Origin of the sequence: Solidesulfovibrio magneticus RS-1, from assembly GCF_000010665.1 — a bacterium.
Classification (GTDB): Bacteria; Desulfobacterota; Desulfovibrionia; order Desulfovibrionales; family Desulfovibrionaceae; genus Solidesulfovibrio; species Solidesulfovibrio magneticus.
On sequence record NC_012796.1, the window covers coordinates 3,734,163 to 3,760,348 of the forward strand.

At 65.7% G+C, this 26,186-nt stretch carries 22 protein-coding genes; 1 reads left to right on the top strand and 21 read right to left on the bottom strand.

Annotated elements, in window-relative coordinates:
* Positions 1–5 precede the first annotated feature (5 nt).
* Genes murG through mraZ form a run of 10 tightly spaced genes read right to left on the bottom strand, consistent with a single transcriptional unit; the run spans position 6 to position 11,541 of the window.
* A complete protein-coding gene (gene murG, locus DMR_RS15660; RefSeq protein WP_015861968.1) occupies positions 6–1,112 on the bottom strand; it encodes an undecaprenyldiphospho-muramoylpentapeptide beta-N-acetylglucosaminyltransferase in 1,107 nt (368 codons plus the stop codon).
* Entirely contained in the window at positions 1,109–2,236 is a 1,128-nt protein-coding gene (ftsW, locus tag DMR_RS15665) for a putative lipid II flippase FtsW (RefSeq protein ID WP_015861969.1), read from the bottom strand. Before ftsW ends, murG begins: the two co-directional genes overlap by 4 nt.
* Positions 2,233–3,561 (bottom strand): UDP-N-acetylmuramoyl-L-alanine--D-glutamate ligase, encoded by a 1,329-nt coding sequence (murD, locus tag DMR_RS15670; protein ID WP_015861970.1) that lies wholly within the window; start codon positions 3,559–3,561, stop codon positions 2,233–2,235. The genes ftsW and murD overlap by 4 nt, the downstream gene beginning before the upstream one ends.
* Positions 3,562–3,568: 7 nt before the next feature.
* Positions 3,569–4,645, bottom strand: a complete 1,077-nt coding sequence (gene mraY, locus DMR_RS15675; RefSeq protein ID WP_015861971.1) for a phospho-N-acetylmuramoyl-pentapeptide-transferase — start codon at positions 4,643–4,645, stop codon at positions 3,569–3,571.
* Positions 4,642–6,042, bottom strand: a complete 1,401-nt coding sequence (gene murF, locus DMR_RS15680; RefSeq protein ID WP_015861972.1) for a UDP-N-acetylmuramoyl-tripeptide--D-alanyl-D-alanine ligase — start codon at positions 6,040–6,042, stop codon at positions 4,642–4,644. The genes mraY and murF overlap by 4 nt, the downstream gene beginning before the upstream one ends.
* The gene (locus tag DMR_RS15685; RefSeq protein WP_015861973.1) at positions 6,033–7,499 is read right to left on the bottom strand and encodes a UDP-N-acetylmuramoyl-L-alanyl-D-glutamate--2,6-diaminopimelate ligase; all 1,467 of its coding nucleotides are present in this window, start codon (positions 7,497–7,499) and stop codon (positions 6,033–6,035) included. Before DMR_RS15685 ends, murF begins: the two co-directional genes overlap by 10 nt.
* 10 nt (positions 7,500–7,509) lie before the next feature.
* A complete protein-coding gene (locus tag DMR_RS15690) occupies positions 7,510–9,546 on the bottom strand; it encodes a penicillin-binding protein (RefSeq protein WP_015861974.1) in 2,037 nt (678 codons plus the stop codon).
* A 38-nt stretch (positions 9,547–9,584) separates the two neighbouring features.
* Positions 9,585–10,082 (bottom strand): hypothetical protein, encoded by a 498-nt coding sequence (locus DMR_RS15695; RefSeq protein WP_043600870.1) that lies wholly within the window; start codon positions 10,080–10,082, stop codon positions 9,585–9,587.
* 16 nt (positions 10,083–10,098) lie between these two features.
* Entirely contained in the window at positions 10,099–11,073 is a 975-nt protein-coding gene (gene rsmH / locus DMR_RS15700; RefSeq protein ID WP_015861976.1) for a 16S rRNA (cytosine(1402)-N(4))-methyltransferase RsmH, read from the bottom strand.
* Positions 11,074–11,082: 9 nt separating this feature from the next.
* Complete coding sequence (gene mraZ / locus DMR_RS15705; protein ID WP_015861977.1) at positions 11,083–11,541, bottom strand: division/cell wall cluster transcriptional repressor MraZ; 459 nt, start codon at positions 11,539–11,541, stop codon at positions 11,083–11,085.
* A 370-nt stretch (positions 11,542–11,911) separates the two neighbouring features.
* On the opposite strand from mraZ, the gene DMR_RS15710 reads away from it, so the two are divergent.
* Entirely contained in the window at positions 11,912–12,925 is a 1,014-nt protein-coding gene (locus DMR_RS15710; RefSeq protein ID WP_015861978.1) for an HD-GYP domain-containing protein, read from the top strand.
* Between the two features lie 98 nt (positions 12,926–13,023).
* Here the strand turns inward: DMR_RS15710 and DMR_RS15715 are convergent, their stop codons facing one another.
* The 11 genes from DMR_RS15715 to DMR_RS15765 all read right to left on the bottom strand — a co-directional run bounded on the left by DMR_RS15715 (position 13,024) and on the right by DMR_RS15765 (position 26,110).
* The gene (locus DMR_RS15715; protein ID WP_015861979.1) at positions 13,024–14,658 is read right to left on the bottom strand and encodes a phosphate signaling complex PhoU family protein; all 1,635 of its coding nucleotides are present in this window, start codon (positions 14,656–14,658) and stop codon (positions 13,024–13,026) included.
* Positions 14,659–14,776: 118 nt separating this feature from the next.
* Positions 14,777–15,058, bottom strand: a complete 282-nt coding sequence (locus DMR_RS15720; protein WP_006921996.1) for an amphi-Trp domain-containing protein — start codon at positions 15,056–15,058, stop codon at positions 14,777–14,779.
* Positions 15,059–15,192: 134 nt separating this feature from the next.
* Positions 15,193–16,359, bottom strand: a complete 1,167-nt coding sequence (locus tag DMR_RS15725; RefSeq protein WP_015861980.1) for a hypothetical protein — start codon at positions 16,357–16,359, stop codon at positions 15,193–15,195.
* A complete protein-coding gene (locus DMR_RS15730) occupies positions 16,352–16,915 on the bottom strand; it encodes a GAK system XXXCH domain-containing protein (RefSeq protein ID WP_043600873.1) in 564 nt (187 codons plus the stop codon). Before DMR_RS15730 ends, DMR_RS15725 begins: the two co-directional genes overlap by 8 nt.
* A gap of 271 nt (positions 16,916–17,186) precedes the next feature.
* The gene (locus DMR_RS15735; RefSeq protein ID WP_043600876.1) at positions 17,187–20,237 is read right to left on the bottom strand and encodes a chemotaxis protein CheA; all 3,051 of its coding nucleotides are present in this window, start codon (positions 20,235–20,237) and stop codon (positions 17,187–17,189) included.
* Positions 20,238–20,275: 38 nt separating this feature from the next.
* Entirely contained in the window at positions 20,276–20,644 is a 369-nt protein-coding gene (locus DMR_RS15740; protein WP_015861983.1) for a response regulator, read from the bottom strand.
* Positions 20,645–20,655: 11 nt separating this feature from the next.
* Positions 20,656–21,363: a chemotaxis protein CheW gene (locus DMR_RS15745; RefSeq protein WP_043600879.1), complete on the bottom strand. Its 708-nt coding sequence runs from the start codon at positions 21,361–21,363 to the stop codon at positions 20,656–20,658.
* Positions 21,360–22,124, bottom strand: a complete 765-nt coding sequence (locus DMR_RS15750; protein WP_081429674.1) for a ParA family protein — start codon at positions 22,122–22,124, stop codon at positions 21,360–21,362. Before DMR_RS15750 ends, DMR_RS15745 begins: the two co-directional genes overlap by 4 nt.
* A gap of 45 nt (positions 22,125–22,169) precedes the next feature.
* Positions 22,170–23,048 (bottom strand): CheR family methyltransferase, encoded by an 879-nt coding sequence (locus tag DMR_RS15755; protein ID WP_015861986.1) that lies wholly within the window; start codon positions 23,046–23,048, stop codon positions 22,170–22,172.
* Between the two features lie 3 nt (positions 23,049–23,051).
* Positions 23,052–24,974: a HEAT repeat domain-containing protein gene (locus DMR_RS15760; protein WP_043600882.1), complete on the bottom strand. Its 1,923-nt coding sequence runs from the start codon at positions 24,972–24,974 to the stop codon at positions 23,052–23,054.
* 32 nt (positions 24,975–25,006) lie between these two features.
* Entirely contained in the window at positions 25,007–26,110 is a 1,104-nt protein-coding gene (locus tag DMR_RS15765; RefSeq protein ID WP_015861988.1) for a protein-glutamate methylesterase/protein-glutamine glutaminase, read from the bottom strand.
* Between the last annotated feature and the right edge of the window lie 76 nt (positions 26,111–26,186).

A 26,186-nucleotide genomic window follows, 5' to 3' on the forward strand; every position in this document is an offset into this window, starting at 1 on the left:
GTCATCTAGCGTTCTCCCTTGTGCGCGGCCATGGCGAGCAGGGCCCGGGCAATGTCGTCGGCGGCGTGGGGCAGGGCCTGGCCCAGGGCGGCCTGGCCCATGGCCTCAAGGCGTGCCGGATCGCCCAGAAGCCCGATGACGGTCCCGGCCAGGTCAAGGCCGGGCAGATGGTTTTGCGCCACGCTTTGCGCCGCGCCGGCCCGAGCCAGAAAAGCGGCGTTGACGGTCTGGTGGTCGTGGGTGGCGAACGGAAACGGAATGAGCAGCGACGGTTTGCCGGCGGCCGTGACCTCGGCCAGGGTGGTGGCTCCGGCCCGGGCCAGGACCAGATCGGCCCAGGCATAGGCCGCGGCCATGTCGTCGATGAAATTCTCGATGACCACCTCAGGCTCGTCGCCTTTGGCCTCGCGGCCGGCCAGCACGGCATGGGCCTGGGTGGTGACGCGCTCGAAATCGGCCCGGCCGGCTTGCAGACGCACCTTGACCCCGGCGTCGAGCAAGGTCGGCAGGATGGCCATGACCGCGTCATTGATGGCCTTGGCCCCCTGGCTGCCGCCAAGGACGAGAAGCCGCTTGGTTCCGGGATGGGGCGCGGCCGAGGCCGCGCGTGCGATGTCGGCCCGGATGGGGTTGCCCAGGCGCTTTGTCCGCGTAGCCGGGAAGACGCCGCCCTCGTCGGGATAGGTCGTAAAGACGCGGTCCACGAACCGCCCAAGCACCTTGTTGGTGACGCCGGGGACGCTGTTTTGCTCGTGGATGGCCGTTGGCACGCCCATGAGCCGGGCGGCGGCCACGGGAATGAACCCGGCGTAGCCGCCAAAGCCGCAGACCACGTCCGGGGAGAATTCGCGGATGCGCGCCCCGGCCAGGCCAAAGGCCCGCAGCATCCAAAACGGCGCGGCCAGGGCTTTTATGCCCCGTCCGAAAACGCCCTTGGCCGGCAGGGCCACAAAGGGCAGCCCGGCCTTGGCCGCCAGCTCCCCTTCGGGGCCGGCGCCGCCGATGAAAAGGACGTCCAGACCGGGTGAAAGGCGCATGGCCGCTTCGGCCACGGCCAGGGCCGGGAAGATGTGGCCTCCCGTGCCGCCGGTGGTGACGATGAGCCGGGTCATGTCCTGGCGCTCCGGGAAAGATTGAGCAGGATACCGACGCACAGGAAACAGGCCAGCAGGTTGGAGCCGCCGTAACTCAGAAACGGCATGGCCACGCCCTTGGGCGGCACGCAGCCAAGGACCACGGCCAGGTTAAGCAGAAACCCCAGACCCAGCACAAGCCCCATGCCGTAGGCCGTGAAGCGGTCACGCAGATCGTCCTGGGCCAATGCGACCTTGAAAGCGCGGTAAAGCAGAATGCCGATGCACAAAAAGACGATGGACACGCCGATAAAGCCCAGCTCTTCGCCGATGACGGCCATGATAAAGTCATTGTGGGCTTCGGGCAGGTAGAAGAGCTTTTGTTTGCCCGCGCCGAACCCGGCCCCGGCCACGCCGCCGGACCCGAAAGCGTAAAAGGACTGCACAAGCTGGTAACCGACGTTTTGCGGATCCTTGAAGGGATCGAGAAAGGCGAACCAGCGTTTGAAGCGGTAGGGCGAAGAGGCGATTAAAAGGCCCATGGCCCCGATGCCGAAGAACATGGACACGCCAAGGTAGGTCAGCCGGGTGCCGCCGACCAGACTCATAAGGAAAAAGAGCATCCCCAGAAACACCGCGCCGCCGAAGTCGGGCTGGAGCAGCAAGATAAGCCCCAAAAAACCGGTGACCACAACCGGCGGGATAAAGCCCACCGAAAAGGAGCGCACGAGTTGCTGCTTCTGGCTGAAGAAATAGGCCAGGTACATGACGAGCACCACCTTGGCCAGCTCCATGGGCTGCAAGGACATAAAGCCCAGGCGCATCCAGCGCCGGGCCCCGCCGGCCTTGACGGAAAACGGCGGCACAAGGGTCAGCACCAATAGGCCAATGATAAGAAACAGCCACAGATAGACCGGACCGTGCAGGATTTTTCGCGGCATCCAGGCGCAGATGATCATGAGCGTGAGGCTGATCATGGCGAAAAGCCCCTGGCGCTGGATGAAGAAATAGCGGTTGCCGTTGACCCGCTCGGCCATGACGCCGCTGGAGGAAAAGACCATGACCAAGCCCAGGCCGGCTAGCACCAGGGCCGCACCCAGCAGCCAATAGTCGATGGAGCCGTTGGCCTTGGTCTCGCCCGACTGCACGGTGATCCTGCTCATGCGCCCTGCCCTGCCCCGCCGGCCGGTGTGGCCGGCAACGCCGCGAACGCCTGCTGAAAATCGCGTCCCCGGGCCTTGTAGTTGGGATACTGGTCAAAGCTCGACGTGCCGGGGGAAAGCAGCACCGCGTCGCCCGGCGCGGCGTCGGCGTAGATACGGGCCACGGCCTCGGCCAGAGTCGGGGCGTAGCGGACCGGAACCACCCCGGCAAAGGCCGTCTCGAAGACCTCCCGGCTGCCGCCGAAAAGCCCCACGGCCACGACTTTCTCCTTGACCAGCGGCAGCATGGCTTCCAGGTCGCCGCCCTTCCAGACGCCGCCGCACAGAAGCCTCACCGGCCGGTCAAAGCTGCGGATGGCCGCTTCCATGGCCGTCACGGTGGTGGCCTTGGAGTCATCGACAAACAGCACCCCGCCCTTCTCGCCGATGATCTGGATGCGATGGGGCGCGGGCACGAAATCGGCAAAGACCTGCCGGGCCAGCTTGATGTCCACGCCAAAGGCGCGGCAGGCCAGGTAAGCGGCTTCCATGTTGGCCTGGTTGTGGACCCCGGCCAGTCGCGGGCACAAAAAGCCCGAGGCGGCGGCGTACCAGGTGACCCCGGCCCGGGTGAAGGGGCGACCGCTTAAAAGATCGCGCAATTCCTCGGACACAATGGCCGTGTCATCCGGGCGCTGGGTCGCGAAAATCCTGAGCTTGGCGTCGAGGTATTCGTCGAGGTCGGCGTGCCAGTCCAGGTGGTTGGCGGCGAAATTTAAAAGCACCGCCACCTTGGGCCGAAACGTCTTGGTCAGCTGGAGCTGGAAGCTCGACACTTCGAGCACCACCACGTCGGCCGGCTCCTCGGACAGCACATGGTCGGACAGGGGCGTGCCGATGTTGCCGCCGGTGAACACCCGGCGGCCGGCGGCTTCGAGGAGCGCGCTTATGAGCATGACCGTGGTGGTCTTGCCGTTGGAGCCGGTGACGGCCACGATGGGTTCGGGGGTGAACCAGCTGGCCAGTTCCAGTTCGGAGACGACCTGGGCCCCCGGGCAGGCGGCCAGGGCCGGGGCCAGGTTGGCGGCCCGGATGCCGGGCGAGAGCACGACCAGATCGGCCCCGGCGAAATCGGCCGGTCCGTGCTCGCCGGTGCGCAGGTCATAGCCCAGCGAAACGGCCTCGGCCCGGAATTCATCGGAAACGGCGGCCGGATTTTTCTCCAGAAAACGCACGGCAGCGCCCAGGCGCGACAGCAGTTTCGCCGCCGACCGGCCCGACGCCCCGGCTCCGGCCACAACGGCCTGATGGCCGCGCAGTTGATCGGTATGGAGCATTTCGCGCATGGCCGGCCTACCGCAGTTTGAGGGTGGACAGTCCCACCAGGGCAAGAAGAATCGAGAGAATCCAGAACCGGATGATGATCTTGGATTCCGGCACGCCCATGAGCTCGAAATGGTGGTGCAGCGGGGCCATGCGGAAGATCCGTTTGCCGCCGGTCATCTTGAAGTAGCCGACCTGGAGGATGACCGAGACGGTCTCGGCCACGTAGAGGCCGCCGACCACGATGAGCAGCAACTCCTGCTTGCACAGCACGGCCAGGAAGCCCAAGGCTCCGCCCAGGGACAGCGACCCCACGTCGCCCATGAAAATCTGGGCCGGATAGGCGTTGAACCACAAAAAGCCCAGGCCCGCGCCCACCAACGCGCCGCAGAACACCGTCACCTCGCCCACACCGGAAACCGGCATGACCTGGAGGTACCGGGCCATCTGGGCATGGCCGGCCACGTAGATAAAAAGCCCGAACATGGCGGCGTTGACGATCATGGGGCCGATGGCCAGGCCGTCCAGGCCGTCGGTGAGGTTGACGGCGTTGGACGCGCCGATCATGACCAGCATGGCAAAGGGCAGGTACCACAGGCCGAGATCGGGCGTTAAGTGCTTGAAAAACGGCACGGCCAGACGTGTCGAATACTCGGGGTCCAGGACCAGCAGCGCCGCGGCCACGCCCGAGACGACGATCTGGCCCAGGAGCTTTTGCTTGGGCGTCAGGCCTTTATTTTGCTTGCGCACCACCTTGGCGTGGTCGTCCACATAGCCCAGCGCCCCGAACCCCAGGAAGACGAACAGGGTCATCCAGACGTATTCGTTGGCCAGATCGCCCCAGAGCAGCACGCTGACCACGATGCAAAAGGCGATGAGCAGGCCGCCCATGGTAGGAGTGCCGGCCTTTTGCTTGTGGGCGGCCACGTCCTCGTGGATGTACTGGCCAAACTTCAGCCGGCGCAGCCAATCGATGAACTTGGGGCCAAAGACAATGGACAACACAAGCGCCGTCAGCAGTGCCGCGATCGACCGGAAGGTGATATAGCGGAAGACGTTTAAGGCGCTAAAATGCGCCACAAGCGGCACCAGCAAATAATAGATCATGCCGTGGCGTCCTTTTGGATGCTGTGGGTCAAGGCCGCCAGATACTCTTCCATACGCATGGAGCGGGAGCCTTTAAAGAGGTAGACGCCGCCTCTCAGTCCAGCCGAGGCGACGGTTTGGGTGAACATTTCCGGGGTATCGACCACGGCGAACAGGCCGGCGTAGCCTTTGCGGGCCAGTCCCTCGCCCACGGCCTGGGCATGGCCGCCATGATAAAACACAGCCTTGGCTCCGCTGGCGGCGGCTTCTTCGCCAAGCTTATGATGTTCGTCCTCGGCCTGGGCGCCCATCTCGCGCATTTCACCCAGCACCAGCACAAGGGGCTTGCCCTGGGCGGCCTCGGCGGCGGTGGCGATGGCCCGGCGCATGGACAGCGGATTGGCGTTGTAGGTGTCGTCGATGAGCGTGTAGCAGCCGTGGCGGCGGCAAAAAAAGCGCTGCTCGGGCATGACGGCCGACTCCAGACCCGTGGCGATCTGCTCTTCGGTGGCTCCGAGCAGACGGGCCGAGGCGGCGGCGGCCAGGATGTTCTCGGCGAAGTGCCCGCCGGTCAGCGGGGTCACGACTTCGAGTTCCAGGCCGTCCAGGCGCAGGAAAAACCGGCCCCGGCCCTCGGACAGCGCGCCCAGGTACTTGGCCCGGTACGGGGCCGATCCGCCCTTGACCGACATGCCGCGCACGTCGGGCCGCACGGCCTTGGCCGCCGCCCACAGCTCGGGATAGTCCATGGAGGCCAGGGCCACGCCGCCGGGGCGCAGGGCGGCGAAAAGCCGGGACTTCTCGGCGGCTACGCCGGCCACGTCGATAAGCGCTTCCAGATGAGCCGGGCCGACGTTGTGGATCACGGCCACGTCGGGTTCGGCGATGGCGGCCAGGGGGGCCATTTCACCCGGAGCCGAGATGCCAAGCTCCATGACCCACAACCGGTCGGTTTCGCCGGCTTCCAGCATGGACAGGGGCAGGCCGATCTTATTGTTGAAATTCTTGAAGTTTTTCGCCGTCGGCCCAACCTTGGCCAGGATGGCGGCGGTCAGTTCCTTGACCGTGGTCTTGCCGGCCGAGCCGGACACGGCCACGAGCCTGGCCTGGGCGCGCTCGCGCCAGGCCTTGGCCAGCTTGCCCAGGGCGGCCACGGTGTCGCGCACGAGCAGCACCGGCGTGCCTTCGGGCAGCCCGGCCAGGGGCCGGTCGGCCAGCACGGCGGCCGCGCCCTTGGACACGGCCTCGACAGCGAAATTGTGGCCGTCCAGGCGCTCGCCCGGGATGCACACGAAAAGGCTCCCCGGGGAAACGGCCCGGCTGTCGATGCGTACGGCCTCGATGTCGGGGTTACCCCGCTCGCCCACGTCGCCCACGGCCCCGGTGGCGGCCAGGATTTCGGAGAGGGTCAGGCGCATCCGGTCAGCTCCCTCACGACGACGGCATCGGAAAACGGATATTTAACGTCGCCAATCTGCTGATAGGTTTCGTGTCCCTTGCCGGCGATGACCAGCACGTCCTCGGGCCGCATTTCCGAAAGGGCCAGCTCGATAGCCCGGCGACGGTCGGGTTCGAGGATGGCCCGGCGAGCTTTTTTAAGGCCCGGCTTGACGTCCTCGATGATGGCCAGGGGATCTTCGTGGCGCGGATTGTCGGAGGTGAGCACGGCCACGTCGGCCAGCCGGGCCACGGCCGCGCCCATGAGCGGACGCTTGGCCCGGTCGCGGTTGCCGCCGCAGCCAAAGACCACGAACAGCCGGCCGGCGGTGAACTCCCGGGCGGCGGACAGCACGTTTTCCAGGGCGTCGGGGGTGTGGGCGTAGTCCACGAAAACCGCGCGGCCGGAAGGATTGGGGATGCGCTCCAGCCGTCCCGGCGCGCCATGGCAGTCGGCCAGGGCGGCGAAGGTCTCGGCCGGCCAGCCCAGAGCCAGGGCCACGCCGCAGGCGGCCAGGACGTTTTGGGCGTTGTGGCGGCCGGGCAAGGGCGTGGCCACGGCGTAGCTGTCGTCGCCGTAGGCGGCCAGGATGTCCTGGCCCTCGCGGCCATGGTGCTGGACATGGCCGGACAGCAGCCGGCCAAAGCCCGTGGGCGGCACGGTGAGGCCGTAGCCGATGGCCTGGGGGAACTCATGCAGGAGTTTCAGGCCCCAGGCGTCGTCGAAATTGAATACCGCCGTCTCGGCTCGGGCCAGATAGCGCCTGAAGAGCTTGGCCTTGGCCTCGAAATAAACGGCCATGTCCTTGTGGTAGTCCAGGTGGTCCTGGGTGAGATTGGTGAAGGCGGCAGCGGCAAAGGACAGGCCGGCCAGCCGGTCCTGATCCAGAGCGTGGGAAGAAGCCTCCATGACGGCCAGGGTGCAGCCGGAGCGGGCCATGGCGGCGAGATTTTCGTGGATGGCCAGGCAGTCCGGGGTGGTGAGCGTGGCGTCGTGGACCACGCCGGGCCAGCGGTAGGCCACGGTGCCAAGGACCCCGACCGTATGCCCGGCGGCCTGGGCCAGACGTTCGATCAAATAGCTCACCGTGGTCTTGCCGTTGGTGCCGGTGACGGCGACCACAGGCATGGCCATGGTTTCCGTGCCGAAGCGAGCGGCGGCCAACGCGCCCAGGGCGGCCTGGGGATCGTCCACGGCCACGAGCCGGGCCGTGGTCCCGGCCGGCAGGTCATGGCCCGGTGCGGCCACGACGAAGGCGACGCCTTTTTCCAGTGCATCGGCCACGTAGCGCGCGCCGTCGTCCCGGGACCCGGCCATGGCCACGAAGACTCCGCCAGAGGTCGCCCTGCGGGAGTCGGCGGCAACGTCGACGCCTCCCTGGCGCACGGCGTCAAGGAGGCCCTGGAATGCAGCGTTGTCGTGCAGCGTCATCTTCATATATTCCCCGTCACGACGGCCTGGACAGCCAGAGCACGAATTCCGACGGTTTATCCCCGGGCCAAGGCGCGCCCGGAGCCGGACTTTGCTTGTTGACCACCAGTCCCTGGCCTTCGAGCTTGGGCACGATGCCCTTCTGGGCCAAAATTTCCACGGCCCGCCGCAGCGGCATCCCCGAGAAGTCCGGCACGGCATGGACTTCCACGGCTTTGGCCGTAGCCGGCTTGGACTGGGCGATAGCCAGAATCTCCTGGTCCGCCCTGGACGGCCCGCCCGACGCAGCCGCTGCGGCCGGCGCGGCCGGCGTCTCGGCGGAAGCGGCGGCCGGCGCCTTGGCCAGTTGCACCGTCTCGGGCATCCGGCCGAGGTAGGACAACATGCGCAGGGTCACGTCCTTGACGGCAGGCGCGGCGACCACGCCGCCGTAGTGGCTTGGCTCGGGTTCGTCAACCAGCACCATGACGATATATTCAGGACCAACAGCCGGAACAAAGGAAACAAACGAGCCCAGATACTTGTTGCCGTAGCCGCCGTGGGCGGCGGCTTTCTGGGCGGTGCCGGTCTTGCCGCCGATCTCCAGGCCCGGGATAAGCGCGTTGCGGCCGGTGCCGTGTTCCTCGTGGACGACCTCGCGCATCATCCGCTGCACCGTGCGGGCCACATCGGCGTCGAAAACGCGATAAGGCTGGCGTTGGGGATTGGCCTCGTCAGGATCGGCCACCAGACGCAGGGGTTTGTACACGCCGTCGTTGGCCAGGATCAGGAAGGCCTGGGCCATCTGCACCGGAGTGACGGCCACGCCCTGGCCGAAAGAGCAGGTGGCCAGATCAAGAACCGACCAGTTCTTGAGCGGCCGCAAAAGCCCCTTGCCCTCGCCGGAAATGGGCAAGCCTGTGGGCCGGCCGAAGCCGAGCTTCTCGAAATAGGCGTGGAGCCGAGGGGATCCCAGCTGCAAGCCGATCTTGGCCGCGCCGATGTTGCTCGACACCCGCAGGATCATGTTGACGGGCAACACGCCGTAGGAGTGGGTGTCCTTGATGACCTTGCCGGCCAGGCCGAACTTGCCGTTTTCGCAGTTAAACGTTGAGGTCGGCTTGACCGTGCGTTCCTGCAGGGCGGCGGCCACCAGCAAGGGCTTCATGGTGGAGCCGGGCTCCCAGACGTCCAGGGCGGCGTGGTTGCGGGCCACCCGGGGACTTATGCCGCGCCCGACGTTGGGATTGAAAAACGGATAGTTGGCCATGGCCAGGATGTCGCCTGTCGGTACATGGACCACAAGGCAGGTGCCGGACTTGGCGTTGTTGTTGACCACGGCTTTTTCCAGCTCTTCCTCGGCGAAGAACTGGATCTGGGAATCAATGGTGAGCCGCACGTCATGGCCGTTGATGTCGGCCAACTCCCGGCCCTGGGAGTCGAAGAAAAAGCGCCGGCCCGAGGCGTCGCGCTGGACCACGTACTTGGCCTGGCGGCCGGTCAGGCGGGTGTCGAAGGATTTCTCCATGCCTTCCAGGCCCACGTCGCCCACGCCCACAAATCCCATGACCTGGCTGGCGAGATGGCCGTTGGGATAAAACCGGCCGAACTCCTTGGTGAAATACACGCCGGGCAGGGCCGCTTCGCGGATCTTGGCGGCGGTGCGGTCGCCCACGCGCCAGGACAAATAGGCCATGCTGGACGGGCTTTGGAGCTTTTTCTTGACCCGCTGCTCCTTCATGTGGAGCACCTTGGCCAGGAAGGCCGCTGTCTTGTCGATGTCGACGATCTCCTTGGGACGCACGAAAAGCGCCTCGATCTCCACGCTCTTGGCCAAAAGCCGGCCGGTACGGTCATAAATTTCGCCGCGCGCGCCCTTGTCCACTTCCGAGGCGACATGCTGGCGCACGGCCTGCTGGGCCAGTTCCGGCCCGGCAACGATCTGCAGATAGCCGGCCCGGCTCCACAGAGCCAGCCAGGCCAACGCGAAAAAGACGCCCACGCAGGTGAGCTTGACCCGGCTCCAGTCGCGCACGGTGGCGTGCTGGCGTTGATCCTTGGGAGTCCTGCGCATGACGCGGCCCTGCCCTTCCGCAGCCCGGCCCGGGCCGGCTACTGTTCTCCCGCCGGAGCGGGTTTGAAGGGTTTGGGCTTGGACGCGGCGCTTACGGCCTCGGCGGCAACGGGTTTGGGCGACGCCTTGGCGGCGTCAACAGCGGCGGTTTTGGCGGCCTTGGCGGCGTCCACGGCAACAGGCTTGGCCTGGGTCTTGGCCGAGGCCTTGGCCGGCTCCACGGCCGTGGCGACCAGGGGCGAGGCTTCGATTTCGCCGTTTGCGGCCACGCGGCGGATCTGGCCGGGACGAGCCGGCCCGAGGCCATGCTCCTTGGCCAGTTCCCGCAGCCGGGCCGGAGTGACCAGGGTGTTGCGCTCCACTTCGAGCTTGGCCGAGAGGGTTTCCATCTCGTCGATCTGGCGCTGGATCTTGTTGAGCTCGTAGGCCAGGTCCACGCGCTCAATATTGACCCACACCAGCCCCAGGCCAAAGGCCAGCAGCAAGGCGAGGCTGAAGGCCATGGAAATGGCCCATTCCTTGGAAAGCGTACCCATGAAAGCCCCCTCTCCTTTACCCGGCGACGTCCGCTCCTGCATCCGGCAGCCGCTCGGCAACCCGCAGTTTGGCGCTGCGCGCCCTGGAGTTGTCCCGCACTTCCTCTTCCCCGGCCATGACGGGCTTTTTGGTCAGGATGCGCAACCTGGCCCGGTGCCCGCACACGCACACCACCTGCTCCCTGGGACAGATGCAATCCGTGGCCTCGGCGCGAAAGGCGCGCTTGACCAGCCGGTCCTCCAGGGAATGGAATGAAATGACGGCCACCCGGCCCCCAGGGGCCAAGTGGTCCGGAATGGCTTTGAGAAAAGCCTCCAGTTCCGCCAATTCCTCGTTGACGGCCATGCGCAGGGCCTGAAAGGTCCGCGTGGCCGGGTGCTGGCGGGCCGTGGCCCGCCACTTGGCCGGATAGGCCTGCCAGACCACCTCGGCCAGACGGGCCGTGGTGGTGATGGCTTCCTTTTCCCGGACGCTGACGATGGCTCGGGCTATACGCCCGGCCTGCGGATCCTCGCCGTATTCGCGGATGATCTCGCAAAGCCGGGCGTACGAGGCCAGATTGACCAGCCCTTCGGCGGTCTCGCCGCCGTCCTCGGCCCCCATGCGCATGTCCAGGGGGCCGTCGTGCAAAAACCCGAAGCCGCGCTCCGGGTCGTCGAGCTGCAAGGAGGACATCCCCGCGTCCAACAGCGCAGCGTCGACCTTCTCCCACCCCGCCTCGGCCAGGACGGCCGGGAACCGGCTGGACCGGGTGCGCACAAGGCGCACCCGGTCGCCGTAGGGGGCAAGCCATCGCCCGGCTTCCGACAGGGCCTCCCTGTCCCTGTCGAGGCCAAGCACCTGCCCCTCTCCCCCGGCGGCTTCGAGCATCCCCCTAGAATGCCCACCAAGCCCGACCGTGGCGTCCAGAATTTTCATCCCCGGCCGAATGCCGAGGAGTTCGATGACTTCCCGCAAAAGGACCGGTTTGTGGATCGGCTGTCCTTCCATTGCCGCCTCCTAGAACCGCAACGAAACGCCGGAAGCGGCCATGGCTTCCATATGCGCGTTGAAGTTGGCGGCGGTCTGGCGCAGGCGCTCCTCGAAGCGGCCCTGGTCCCAGATTTCGAACTTCGTCCCCACCCCGGCCAGCACCATTTCCTTGTCCAGCCCCGCGTAGGTCCGCAGATAGGGCGGAATGAGGATGCGCCCCTGCTTGTCCACGGTCACTTCCGTGGCCCCGGCGATGAAAAACCGTTCAATGTCCCGAAAGCCGGGCATCAGCGTGTTGCCGGCCCGAAAGCTTGCTTCCACGGCCTCCCACTCGGGCATGGGGTAGCCGGAGATGGCCCCGTCGAAGTTGTTGGTGAGCATCACGCGGCCGTCGGGGACAAGACGAAAAATCTCCTCCCGAAATTCGGGCGGGAGCATCAGGCGACCCTTCGGGTCGAGGCTGCGATTGGAATGTCCCCGGAACACGGCCCCTCACTGGGGTGGCTCACCACTTCTTACCACCATTTCCCACATTCCATCCACCAATCACCCCCCTGTGTCAAGGACAAACCACCCTTTGACCGACACAAGCCCGGACGCCAGGCCATTTTTCGGCCTTTGGTGGGAAATGTTTTGTGATATCGGCCGGATTGCGAAAACAATGTGGGATATATGGTTTTTTCGGCAAAAGCCGATCCAGGGGCAGGGGACGGGGCGACACGACGTCACGCGCTTTCGCGAAGCAAGCCTTGCCAGAATGCGCCGGAACCCGTTAAGGGTCGCAAGTCACGGCATATTCTTCCCCCTTGCCGCATCGGGGGCACCAGCGACGTTTTTTGACCCATGGAAGGGCATCATGCGCGACAGGGCGACCTTGGAAATTCCGGCGGGGCTTGAGGAAGAGTATTATCAAATCAATCCCGACATCCTGCAGAGCTTCAACAAGCTGCGGCCGCCGCTGAACATTTACCGTTTCCTGGAAAACGTGTCCCGCATCACGCCCTATTACAAGGTCGGGGACCGTCTTTCCAAGGAACAGGCCCAGGAGTTGGCCGATCTGGTGGCCGAGGGCGTCATCTTCGTGTCCCGGGCCGACCACGCGGTTTACGTCAAGCACATCAGCTACCAGCTTGATCTGGTGCTGCTGGACAAGCATCTCACCGAATCGGAGATCGCCGACATCTTCCAGATCGCCCTGACCCGGCGCATGGAAGCCTTTTTTGACCAGCCGGTGCGGCTGGTCTACGACAAGGTCCGCGAGGACGTGCTGGTGCTCACCGAGTACGTCTGGGAGGACTTCCACCGCACCCGCGCCCTGGCCAAGCGGCTGCACACGACCCACTCCCTGGCCAACCACGCCGTCAACTGCGGGCTGCTGGGCCTGCATCTCTTCCTGGCCGGCCAGTCGGACGGCTTTCGGGACCAGAAAAACGCCCGTCACATCCTCGACCGCTCCCTGCTCGGCATCTTTCTCCACGACCTGGGCATGACTCGGGTGCCGGCCATGATCCGCGACAAGACCAAGCCGCTTTTGCCCGACGAAATGCAAAAAATTAAAGGCCACACCATGGCCGGCTACGAGATGCTCACCCGCATCGACATCAAGTTTTCGGAAATGGAGCGGTGCGTGTCAGAACACCACGAGCGGCTGGACTGCTCGGGCTATCCGCAAAAGATCGGGGTGGGAACGATTTCGGAACTGGGACTTTTGACCGGAGTGGTGGACTCGTTTTGCGCCATGATCACCAAGCGGCCCTACGCCCCAGCCATGGAGCAGCTGGCCGCCGCCAAAAAGCTCTACGAAGACGCCAAGCGCTACCCGGCCGACGTGGTCAAACGGCTCATCGCCCTCCTGGCCAGCGGCAAATAGGGACGATTTCCCACCGGGAGCGCGCTGGTCGCCGGTCCCAAAAGTTCAGGCCCCTCTCCCTGCCGGGAGAGGGGCCTGAACTTTTGGGACCGGCCGACTCAGTAGGCCAGCACCGCGTCCGGGAAGGCAAGCGCCTCCCAGGGACGGCCGGCATGGCCGGCCGCGCGCTCCAGGAGATAGACGCCGCGCTGGAACAGTTCCCGGGCAAAGGAGGCCTTCATCTCGAACCGGGCCGAGGTGGCCAGGGCTCGGGCCACGGCAAAGGTCAGGCGGGCCTCGAAGGTCCCGTCCCCCTGCTCGGCGGCAAATCCACGGGCGAATTCCAGGAAACGCCGCATGGCCAGCTCCAACTGGCCGCGTGATTTGCGGTCGAAAAAGGGCAGCCGGAAATTGGAGGCCAGAAACACCGCCGTGTCCTGGGCGTAGTCGCCCTCACGGGAGCGGTGCAGATCAATATAGTGGATGCGCTGGGCGGTGTGGTCGTAGACGATGTTGTTGAGGTTGAAATCGCCGTGGAGCAGCACGGCGAACGGCGCGGCCAGGGTCTTCTCGGCCGTCTCGGCCGCCCCGAGCAGGGCGTCCAGGCCGGCGACAGTCTGGCCGCCGATGTCCATGGGGCCAAAGGCCAGGTGGGGATGCAGCCCGAACACGTCGTCCAGGCGGGCGCGCAGTTGGGCCATGGCGTCGGCCGCAACCGCCCGGCGGACAAGGGTTTGCTCCCACAGCCCCCCCACCGTCTGGGTGATCAGAAAGCAGGCGTTTTCCACGATCTCCCGGTCGGCCGTCAGCACCACTTCCTGGACATTGCAGCCGCCCAGGTACTCCAGGAGCATGGAGGCCGACTCGCCGTCGGTCTGAAAGGCCTGGATGCTCGGGGCAAGGCCAGGCGACAGGCGTTGCCAACGCTCGATGTTCTCTTTTTCCTTGGCCAGCTTGTCGGCATTGCCTTCCTTGAAAAGCACGCCCTTGGAGCGCGCCCCGTGGCCCTCCTGGACCCGGCCGATGCGGCAGCCCGACCGTGTGCCCCAGATGGAATGGAAGTCCCCGGGGGTGATGGGCGTTTCCTCGCCCAGCTCCAGGGTGTCCTGCAAGGCCTGGTACTGGTGGATCTTGAGCTTCTCGCCCAAGGCCGCGAAAATGACGGCCTCGCCAATGTTGAGCAGGGCGTCGCCCATGCGTTCGAGATAGCGGAAAATATTGAAGCAGGAGATGGCGTTTTCCGGCGACTCGCCCTGGCGCAGATCTCCTAAAATGGCGTCGAAGGCTTTCTTGAAATGGTCGTCCAGGGCGAACTCGGCCCGGCAGATGCGCAGCGCCAGCTTCACGTCCTGGCGGGTGAGCGCCTGAAAGACCAGCCCCAGGGCCTTGTCCACGTCCACGAAGGGGGCGCGGTAGTCGTAGCGTTTGATAAAGGCCGGCTCGGTCAAGTATTGCATCTGCGAGACGATGTTGACGGCATAGTCCGCGATGCGCTCCAGATTGATATTGATGATGTTGGCGGCGCGAACGAGATCGAGCGTGCGCTTGTTGCGGTCGGTGGAACCGTGGATGCGACCCCAGCAGGCGTTTTCGATGACGCTCTTGAGATTGTCGATATAGTCGTCACGACTTTCGATACGCTTGATGCACTCCTGGTCCGGCCGTTCCACCACGTTCAGCGTGCTGGCCACCTGCTTGGAGACCTCCAGGACCATGAAGCGGAAATTCTCTTCAATGCCTTCCAAAATGCGCATGACCGCTCCCAGGGGATTGTTCCAAGGCCCGCGTCCCGAGTCTTCGCGAAACCGGCCCGAAACAGAGCATACGGATAAAGCTCTCCATGACGCCTGACGCTACGCAGTCAACGCCGCGTCAGGACTGGCCGCCCGGGGCAATGGTCAGGGCGTCGTCCTCGGCGTCCTCGGCCGAGGTTTCGCGCCAGGAGAACTTGAGGTGCAGCTTCATGCGTCCGCCCGTGGACTTGGCCTCGACCAGAAAGCCGAGCATGCCCGAGGGATGCAGCACCACCTCGCCTTCGCGACTGCCCAGGCGCAATTCGCCGGCGGCGAATCCGGCGGTGATGGCTTCGAGATAGCGCCGCAGGGTGTCGGCGTCCTGGGTGGATTCGTATTTGAAATGCGTTTCCTTATCCACGTCGTGATCCTTTGGCGCGGCGCGCCGGCCGGGACCGCATCCGGAACAAGCCGGCAGGCGGTCTGGCGCGCCTACTGGCCGTCAGCGTTTATGGCTTTTTCCATCAAAAGAAAGGGCATCGCGGCTGCGCCGGGCTAGCCGGAGAGCCGGTCACGGTATTCGGCGATGACCTTGCGCCGGCTCATGCCATTGATGATGAGGCTCTTGCGGATGCTGAAGTCGTGCCAGGCCGGCTGGAGGCCGATTTCCCGGGCGGCTTTTTCCGGGTCTTGCTCGGCCAGGGGCCGGGTCTTTTCGCTCATGTGGCAGTCGTCGCCCATGAACACGAGAATGGGGCGCTTGCCGTGCCAGCCCATGTTGTTGCGGCGATTGACCACATTTATCAGAAACTCGGTGTACTGCTGGGACTGGGGGTTCCAGACCTCGATGCCGTCCACGTCGTAGTCGGCCAGGAGAATGGGCCAGAACTGCTCGGGGTGGGGGATGACGATGCCGGCCCCGAGCGAGCGCGCCTCTTCGATGACCTCGGTTGCGCGGTAGAAATAGGACAGGGAGAATTCTTCCTTGACCAGATCCTTGACCGCCTTGGCGTAGACCTGGGCGCGGTTTATCAGCCGGTCGCCGTAGCGGGCGCGCTTGGCGTCGAGGAAGTTGCGCACGAGCTTGTTCTTGTAGACGTCGTCGGGCAGCTCGGCCTCGTGGGCCAGGATCAGGCTTTTGATCTTGGCGGCCTGGACGCGCACGAAGGCGACGAGTTCCTCTTCGGCGTTGGTGCGGCCGGCGGCGCGCTGGCGGCGATCCTCGAAGGCCGGTTCGACCAGGGCGTCGAGGTATTCGAAGAGCTGGGAGGCCCGGTAGCGGTGGGTGTGGCGCAGCATGGACTTGAGCACGTCGGCCCGCTCCATGTCGAGGCCGCGAAAATGCAGCAACAGCTGGACCTTGCGATTAAATCCGCTGGAATAGCAGTCCACCTCCACGCCCTGGAAGCCGTCGTAGTCCATGAGCACGTTGTGCTGGGTGGGCACGATGAGTTCGTCCACGCGGTTGGGATAGAGCGTGTCGATACGTTTTTTGAGCAGTTCCATGGGCACGTGTTCGGGGTGCCAGTGGACGGCCAGGACGTATTCCTGGCGAGGATAGGCGCGGACCGGCGAGACGATGCGCTCGATCTGCTCGGGGGTGAGGCTCACGTCGTTTATGCGCAGGAAATCGTTTTCGTCCTCCTCGCCCACGGCAGGGTCCAGGGCGGCGGGGTCGATCTCCAGGCAGCGGGCTTCGGGCTGGATCGGGGAATCAGGCATGGCGGCTGTGACACTCCTTTTTCAGGCGATCAAGGGCGGCGGCCGAGGCGGTCAGGGCGGCGACGTCGCCGGCGGCCAGGGCCTGCTCGAAGCGGTCCACCTCGGCGTCGTAGATGGCATAGTAGGCATCGCCCTTGCCGGGGTAGCGGGTCATGAGGCGCGAGTCGGCGACAAAGGACGCGGCCACGCCCGCGTCCGGGGCCGCGCCGGCCAGCAAGGCGTCGCGGATGGCCCGGAAGGTGGATTTCATGCGTTTCTTGAGGCCCTTGTAGCGTGGCAGGCCGCCTGAGGCGGCTTCTTCCGGACTATCTTTGACGGGCGAGTCGCCGCCCAGGACGCCCGGAGCCTCGGGATAGCGCAGGGTCACCTTGAGTTGGGAACTCGCCCCGCTGTGGCGGATGGAAATCTTGAAACTGGCGCAGTCGGCCAGTTCGACGGCTTCCCCGTCGATGACGAGCAAGCCTTCGCCGGCCCGGGCCACGACTTCGGCCAGGGCGCGCGGGACGTCGTCCCGAGGTAGGGTCTTTTCGATTCGGCGTTTGCGCGATCCGTGCATCGTGTCCTCCGAGCGGCCGACGTTTTGCGGCAACTCTACGATAGGACGATGACGGTTTGATGGCAAGGTGGGTCGGGACTTTCCTGGTTCGTCCTTACTCTCCAGCCTCCCCGCACCCCGCTACCGCCTGAAAGGCCGGCGGCATACCCCCGTTCCCTCGCAATGCCCCCGCACCTGTCCCACCCGCTTGTGGCTCCCCCGCCCGCCACAGACGGCCAGGGGGTCCGGGGGGATTTTCCCCCCGGCGGGTGCAGGGCAGCGCCCTGCCGGGCTAGCCTTTGGAGCGGCTGCCGGGGGTGGACATCATATAGATCTCGTGGGGATCGAGGATGAGCACCACCGAGCCGTCGCCCATGATGGTGGCTCCGGAGATGCCGCGCATGTCGAACTCCGAGAGATACGTGCCAAGGGGCTTGATGACGATCTCCTGGCGTTCCAGGAGCCGATCGACAATAAGCCCGAGACGACGTTCGTTGTCCTGGAGAATGACGATGGGCACGATGTCGTGCTTTTCCTCGGCAGGCGGCAGCTCCAGGATCTCGGCCAGCTCGACGATGCCGAGCACCTCGCCGCGCAGGGTCACGGCCTTGCGCTTGTTGACCTCGGTCATGCGCTTGACCTCGATCTTGGTGGTCTCGGAGACGGAGTCCAGGGGCAAGGCGTAGGTCTGTCCGGCGACGACCACCATGAGGGCGTCGATGATGGCCAGGGTGAGCGGCAGGGCCAGGGTGAACTTGGTGCCCTTGCCCACTTCGCTGGTGACGTTGACGGTGCCTTTCAAGTTTTTGATGTTGGTGCGCACCACGTCCATGCCGACGCCCCGGCCGGAGATGTCGGTGATGGTCTCGGCCGAGGAGAAGCCGGGCATGAAGATGATGTCGATGGCGTCGCGGTCGTCGAGGGCCTTGGCTTCCTCGGGGCTCATGAGATTCTTGCGCACGGCCACTTCGCGCATCTTGGCCGGGTCGATGCCCTTGCCGTCGTCCTCGATCTCGATGGCCACGGAGTTGCCGCGGTGGTAGGCGCGCAGCCACACCCGCCCGACCGGCGGCTTGCCGGCGGCGATGCGTTCGGCCTCGGTCTCGATGCCGTGGTCCACGGAATTTCGGATGAGGTGGACCAGCGGATCGCCGATGACCTCGACCACGGACTTGTCGAGTTCGGTTTCCTCGCCTTCGGTGACGAGGTTCACTTCCTTGCCGGACTTGCGCGACAGGTCGCGCACCAAGCGCGGGAAGCGGGAGAACACCGTGGACACCGGCACCATGCGCACCTTCATGATGGTGTCCTGCAAATCGTCGGAAATGCGGGCCATGGCGTAGGTGGTTTCGGTGAGCTGCTGGCCGATGTGGGCCCCTTCGGTCTTGCCTTCTTCGAGGGCGCGGGCGAGCATGGCGAAGCGGTTGCGGTTGATGATGAGCTCGCCGATGAGATTCATGAGATGATCAAGCTTTTCGTGGTCCACGCGGATGGTGGAGGACACCTTGGGCTTGCCGGCCTCGCCCTGGGCGGCGGCCTGGGCTTCGGGCTTGGGCGCGGGCGCGGGTTTGGGGGCCGGGGCCGGCTTGGGCGCGAGCTTGGGCGCGGGCGTCGGGGCGGCCTTCGGCGCTGGCTCGGGTTCCGGTTTCGGCGCGGGAGCCGGTTCGGGCTTCGGCGCGGGGGCCGGTTCGGGCTTCGGCGCAGGGGCCGGTTCCGGCTTGGGCGCAGCCTCAGGTTCGGGCACGGGTTCCGGCTCGGGCTGGGGCGCGGGCTCGGTGGCCGCTGCCGGCTGCGCCTCGGCGGCCGGTTCGGCGACCGGGGCCACAGCCTCGGGAGTCGGGGCGACGGGAGCGGCCCGCAGTTTCGGCAGGGCAGCGGCGATCATGTCGGCCAGGATGGAACATTCCTGGCGCAGCATATCCAGGAGCAGCTCAAAGGGCAGGCCCTGCTTGCGGCCCTGATCCACCAGCCCGGCAGTGCGTTCGGCCACGACCTTGAGGTCGGACAGGCCCATGTAGCCGGAAGAATTCTGAATGGTGACCAAGGCCCGGTACAAGCCGTCGATCATGTCCTTGGAATCAGGATTATCGGCCAGGCCGGCCAGGGCCTGGGTCATGTAGGTGATCTGCTGCTCGATGGTGGATTCGAAAACAGCCACGTCCTCGGGGTCATAGGCGGGGCTGGCGGCCGGCGCGTCCTTGGCCGGCGCGGGCTGGGGAACCGGGGCCGGTTCGGGCGCGGGTTCGGGCTCGGGCTCGGGCTCAGGCTCAGGCTCAGGTTGCGGCTCCTCGGGCTGGGCCGGTGCGTCTGGATCGGCCACATAACCGTCCTCGCTGGCCTGTTTGAGGCGGGCGACCAGGGGGCGGATGTCCAGCGGCGTGGCCACGGAGGTGCCCACATCGATGGCGGAGATCAAGGCCTCGACCTGATCGACCACGGCCAGGAGGAGATCGACCATGGCCGGGGTGGCGATCATTTCGCCCTTGCGCACGCGATTGAGCAGGGTTTCGGCTTCGTGGGTCAGGCCGTTTAATTCCTTGTGCCCAATGATGCCGCTGTTGCCCTTGAGGTTGTGGAAATAGCGAAAAATGTCATTGATGCTTTCATTGGGGCCGTCACCGGTGGCTTCGAGTTCGAGCAGGGCGGCGTTTAAACGCTCGATGATTTCCCGGGCTTCCTCCATGAAATCGGCCATATGGCCTTCGCCGATGGAGGTAAGCTGATAGGCGTCGGGCACGAAGGGGGGCAGATCTTCGATGCGGATGACGGTCTTGGCCGGCATGGCGGCGGTCGGCGCGGGCGCGGTTTCGGGCTCGGGCGCGGGCTCAAGAGCCGGCTCAGGCTCGGGTTCCAGCGCGGGGCTCGTGGCGCCCCCGCCAGGCGCGGGCGCGTCCTCGGCCGGAAAGTCGCCGGCAGGGACGGACGGCGTCTCGGGCGTCGGCAGGGGGCCACCTTCGAGAAGGGCGGCGATGCGGGCGATGGTGGGCGCGGTTTCCACGTCGCCTTCGGCCCCGGTCTGTTCGAGGTTCTCGATCATGGTGCGCAGGATGTCCGTGGCCGAAAGGATAACATCCATGATCTCGGGAGTGACCGGGATGTTGCCCTTGCGCAGTTCGTCGAGAATGTTCTCGGCTTTGTGGGCCAGACCGTTGATGGCGTTGAGGCCCAAAAAGCCCGAGGCCCCCTTGAGGGAGTGCATGGGCCGGAAGATGTCGTTTAACAGGCTTAAGTTGCCGGGATTTCGTTCCAGCTCAAGGAGATTGGGCTCGATGGTTTCGAGGTGCTCCCGGGCTTCGACGATGAAGTCGGCAAACAGTTCCGGATCCATGAAATCCTGGCTCATCAAGGCACCTCGCGACGTTATTTGGTCGTGTCGCCGTCTTAACCCAAAAGCATCTTGACGTTACGCACCATGATCTCGGGCTGGGCGGGCTTGACCATATAGAGGTTGGCCCCGATGGACAGCCCGGCATGGATGTCGCGCTCCTCGCCTTCGGTGGACAACACCACGATGGGAATGTCGCGGTAGATGTCCTGCTCACGGACGGTCTTGATAAAGGTGATGCCATCCATGCGCGGCATATTGATGTCGGTAATGATGAGATCGACCTGCTGGTCGGTGTAGAGCTTCTCCAGGCCGTCGAGGCCGTCCTCGGCCGCCGTGACCTTGAAGCCTTCCTTGCGCATGATAAACGCCACCAGGTTGCGCACGGTCTTGGAATCGTCCACGATCAGGATATGCTTCGGCATTTCTGCCCTCCTCAACTCTTCAAAACCTTTTGGAACAGGCTGTCAACGGAGAGGATTTTCACCAGGCGCTCGCCGACCTTCAGCAAGCCGAGCACCATGTCCGAGGCCACGCCCACACGGGCCTCGATACCCCACTCCACATCATCCCCCGAGGCCTGATGCATGGTGCTGATGGCTTCCACCAACAGCCCCACAAGCATTCCCCGGCAGCGGCAGACAATGACGAACCGCTGCTCGGCGCAATTGCCGCACAGATCCATAATGCGCGCCAGATCGACCATGGGAGCCACGCGGCCTCGCAGGTTGGTCACGCCCACGATATGGGCCGGCGCGGCCGGCAGGCGGGTCAGCGGCATGGCCCGCAGCACCTCTTGGACCTGGGCGATGGGCACGGCCAGTTCCTGGCCGGCCACGGTGAAGCCCACCAGCTTGAGTTCCCGAGCCTCGGCCAGGGCGGCTTCCAGGGCGGCGGCGTCCTCGACGTCGGCTGACGGTCTGCCGTCGGCCGGCGTGGGGTCCGATACGGGGTCAGGCGCGGGTTCCCCGCTGACCGTCACCACCGCCGCCGGCCGGGACAACCCGGACCGGGCCAGGGCGGCCTCGAAATCGTCTCCCATGTAGCGGGAGAGAAAGGCCCGCTCGGCCTCGGAAAACGTGCCCCCGCCCTGTTCGGGCAACAGCACGGACTGCTCGAAATACTGCTCCAGGCTCGGACTCACAGGGCCGCGACCTCCTCGGCAAGACGGGCGTATTCGCCAGCGCCCCGGCAATCCGGGGCCAGTTCCTGGACCACCTTGCCGGCGGCGCTGGCCTCCCGGAACTTGGTGTCGAGGCCGATGACCGTTTGAAACATGCGTTCTCCGAATTTGTCGCGCAGTAGCGCCAGCACCCGCAGGCAGGCCTTGGCCCGCCGGTCGAACATGGTGGCCAGGGCCCGGTAGGCGATGGGCCGCGGCAGCACCCGATTGAGCGCCCGCATGGTGTCAAACAGGTGGCGCACGCCGTGCAGGGCCAAAAAATCCGTCTGGATCGGGATGATGAGCAAATCGGCCGCCACCAGGGCGTTGACCAGCACCACGCCGGTGTGCGGCGGACAGTCCAGCAGCACGTGGTCGTAGCCAGGTCCCGATTCCAGCGCTTGTCGCAGCACGATGCCCTTGCCCTTGCGGTCCTTGAGGTCCAGATCCAGGTCCGCCAGCCGGGGGCAGCTCGGGGCCAGATCGAACAGGCCGCTGCCCGGTTGCCGGATCACCTTGTCCCAGGGGGCCTGCCCGGCCTCCTGGGCCAGGAACAGGTCCGCCGCCGAAGCGGCCAGGCCCTCGGGAAACACGCCCAGATGGGCCGAGGCGCAGCCATGCGGGTCAAGATCCATGACCAGCACCCGCCGGCCGGCCAAGGCCAGAGCCCCGGCCAGGGACAAGGCCGTGGTGGTCTTGCCGACCCCGCCCTTCTGGTTGGCTATCGCCAGTATTCGGGCCACCGCGACTCCCGCGACCGCGCGGCCGCCCATAACGTCATGTGCCCACTACTCCTCTTTGCTGTAGATGATCGCCCCGGGGTAGTGCTTGGGACGAAAAGCCCGGGAAATGTTGTGCAGCGACTCGGAATGGCCGATCAGCAGCTGGCCGCCGGGCAGCAGATTGTCGTAAAAGGCGGTAATGACGTTTTTTTTCATCTCGTCATCGAAATAAATGATGACGTTGCGGCAAAACACGATGTGGGAACGTTCCACGCGTTTGAGCTGCATCCGGTCGCTCAAGTTGATCTGCCCGAAGCTCACCAGCCGCTTGACCTCGGGTTTGAGCTTGAAGTTCGCGCCGTCCGGGGTGAAATAGCGGGCCACGATCTCTTTGGGCGTGGTGCGCAGGCTGTAATCGCTGTAGACCGCCTCCCGGGCCTGGGCCAGCACGGCTTCCGAGAGGTCGTTGGCCGTGATGCGGATGTCCCAGGCAGGCAGCTCGGCGCGCAGCACCTCGTGGAGGATAATGGCGATGGTGTAGGGTTCCTCGCCGGTGGAACAGCCGGCCGACCAGATGCGCAGACGCTTTTGGCGCTGGGCTTTGAGCTTGTCCAGCACGTCTTTGAGCACCATGTCCTGGAAGACCTTGAGCTGGGGCGGGTTGCGGTAGAAGCTCGTCTCGTTGGTGGTGATCACCTCAAAAAGCCGATTGAGCTCCTGGCGCCGCCCCGCATCGTACTGGAGAAAGGCATGGTACTCGGCGAAGCTCTTGAGGTTGAGCTCCTTGATCCGGGTGGCCAGGCGGTTTTCCACCAGGTACTTGCGGTTGTCGGCCACGTAGATGCCGGACTGGGCGTAGATGAAATCCCGCAATTGCGCGAACTCCGCGTCGGAGATCTTGAGTTCCTTGCGCAGGGAAATCGTCTTGGAAAAAAACGAGGTCATGGACTAGCGCTCCCCTTGCTCGTCCTGGAGGCGGGCTATGGCCGCTTCCGCCGCCCCGGCCAGTTCCGGGTCGTCGTCGCCGACAAGGCCGAGCAAGGCCTGAAAGGCCTCGGGGCCGCCGATCTCGCCGAGGATTTCCACGGCTTTCATGGCTACAAGCTTGCTTGGCTCTCCGGCCAGTTCGAGCAGGCGCGGCACGGCCTCGCGCTCACCCCGCGCTCCCAGGGCCTCCACGGCCCGGATGCGCACCCAGTCGTCCGCATCGTCCAAGGCCTGTTCCAGATACGTGTAGACCTTGTCGCTGTCGCAGCCGCCGAGTACTTCCACCACGGCCAGCCGCACATCCCGGCTTTCGTCGGTCAGGCGGCTGACGATAAGGGACAGGCTGCCCTCTTCGTGGCCGCAGGAATCGGCCAGGGCCTCCAGGGCGATCTTGCGGATGTCGGGAATCTCGTCGGCCAGGGCTTCGCGGATGATGTCCATGTGCTCGCCCACGCCCATGCGGCCCAGGGCATAGACGGCCATGAGCCGGTCCATGGGTTCGTCGCTGCGGGCAAGCTCCCGGAAGCGGGCGTCGAGTTCGGCCCCGCCGATGGCCACGCAGGCGTCCAAGGCGGCTTCCTTGACGGCGTCGGAAGGATGGCCGAGCAAGGCGAAAAGGGCCGGACCGGCCGAAGCCACCCGCATCCCGCCGCCCAGGAAGGCCACGGCCTCCAGCAGCACGGCCTCGTTGTCGGCTCCAAGCTGACCCAGGAAAAATTCCACCGCCGTCTCGCCGCCGATGGCGGCCAGGGCCTTGGCCGCGGCCGGCTGGAATGAGGCCGGCAGCTCGGCGAAGGCGTCCATGAGCAAGGCCGGGCACTGGGGACAGGGCAAGGCGGCCAGCACATCCAGGGCCACGGCCCGCTGGGCCGCTTCGCCTTGGCGCAGGGCCTCGCCCAGGGCTTCGGTCAGCCCCATGTCGCGAAGCGCCGTGATGGCGTGCTCGTAGCGTTCGGGCAGATGGTCGCGGTCCAGGCGGGCGGCATGGGCCAGCACGGCCTGGGCCGCTTCCTCGCCGCCGACGGACCCCAGACCCGACACAGCCGCGTCCTGGACGTCGTCCTCGTCGTCGGACAGCGCCCCAAGCAGATAGCCGCGAAAACGGTCACGCTCGGCCGGGGACAAAAGCGTCAGGGCCTTGCCGCCAAGGATGCGCACCACCGCCTTGACGATCTTGTTGCGCAGCACCTCGGGCGAGGCGTCCATGCGTTTGAGCAGCATGGTCACGGCCTTGATGTTGCCGATCTCGCCCAGGGCGTCGACGATCATGGAGGCCACCAGATCGGTGCTCTTGTCCAGGGCCTTGACCAGGGCGCCGACCGAAGAGGCGTCGCGGATCTTGGACAGGGCCTCGATGACCGCGAACTGCACCCATTCGTCGTCGCCCAGGGCCTTGCCCAGGCTCGGCGCGGCCTCGGCAAAGGCCAATTCGCCCAGGCTCACCGCGGCCTGGTAGCGCACGTTGACCTCAGGGTCCTTGAGCAGGGCCTCGCACAGCGGCCCCACGGCCAGCCGGCTGTCGGTGGAGCCGAGGATGTCCGAGGCGAAAATGCGGATGTCGGGGTCGCCGTCATGGAGCAGTTCGAGCAGGGTCGGAAAATCCTGGCCGCCCACGTCGCGCAGGATGTCCATGGCGGCGTTTCTGGCCGGCGCGTCGTCGGAACGCAGCAGCGGCTTGACCGCGGCCACCACGTCCTTGCCGCCCAGGCGCCGCAGCGCCCGGTCGGCCGCTTCCTGCACGCCGAGGTTATGCGAGCACAGCAAATGGGCCAGAAGCGGAACAGCCGCAAGGCACCCGCTCTCGCCGGCATCATAGGCGGCGTCCCGAAGCACGTCGGGATCGTCGCCGCCAAGCCGCTGGCAAAGCTCGTTGCAGTCCACCATGCCGGTTCCTTGGCCGTCCCGCGCCGGGACGGTCATTTGTAAAGGTTTTGCAGGATCGCTTCGCCCATGTCGTCGATGTCCACGATCTCGTCGGCCAACCCCGCGTCGACAATGGCCTTGGGCATCCCGTAGACCACGCAGGTGGAGTCGGACTGGGCCAGGGCGCGGCCGCCCTTGGCCTTGAGCACCTTCATGCCGTCCAGGCCGTCGGACCCCATGCCGGTCAGGACCACTCCCAGCCCGCGTCGGCCGACCCCGGCCGCCACGGACTCAAAGAGCACCGTGGCCGAAGGTTTGTACAGGGCCTCGCGCGGCTCTTCCACCACCCGCACGTCGATGCGGCTCACCTTCTGGTCCAGGCGCAGGTGCTTGCCGCCCGGGGCCACGTAGGCCACGCCGTGCTGGAGGCGTTCGCCGTCCTCGGCTTCCTTGACCGTGATCTGGCACACGCTGTCCAGACGCTTGGCAAAGGGGCCGGTAAAGGCGGCCGGCATGTGCTGGGCGATCAAAATGCCGGCCGGAAAATCCTTGGGCAACACCGACAGCACCTTCTGCACCGCCGGCGGCCCGCCCGTGGACACGCCGATGGCCACCAGATCGCGGGTCTGGGCGCCGCCGGGCCGGGTCGCCCGGGACGGCCGTTCGACCGGGGCCGCCGGGGCCGCTCCCGCCTGAGCCGCGCCCGCCGCGCCGGCGGCCCGCACCCGGGCGGTCAGGGACGAACGGGACAAATGGCTCATGCGCCGCTTGGCGATGAGCTTGACCTTGGCCCGCAAATCGTCCTCGATCTTGACGATGTCCAGCGACACCTTGGACAGCTGCTTGGGAATGAAATCCACGGCCCCAAGCTCCATGGCCTTGAGCGTGGCCTCGGCGCCCTCGGTGGTCAGGGAACTCACCATGAGCACGGGCCGGGGCATTTCCATCATAATATGGCGCAGGGCGGTCAGTCCGTCCATGCGGGGCATTTCAATATCCAGGGTGACCACGTCGGGCTGATGCCGACGGATCATTTCCAGGCCTTCCTCGCCGTCGCGGGCCGCGCCCACGACCTCGATCTCGGGGTCCTTGGACAGCATGGCGGCCAGCGCCTTGCGCATGAAAGCCGAATCGTCGATGACCACTACCTTGATCACGCATCTCTCCTGACGGCGGCATATCGGGGCTTTCGCCCGGGGCCGGCCGGCCCGAAAACCGGACGGCGCGTCCCCT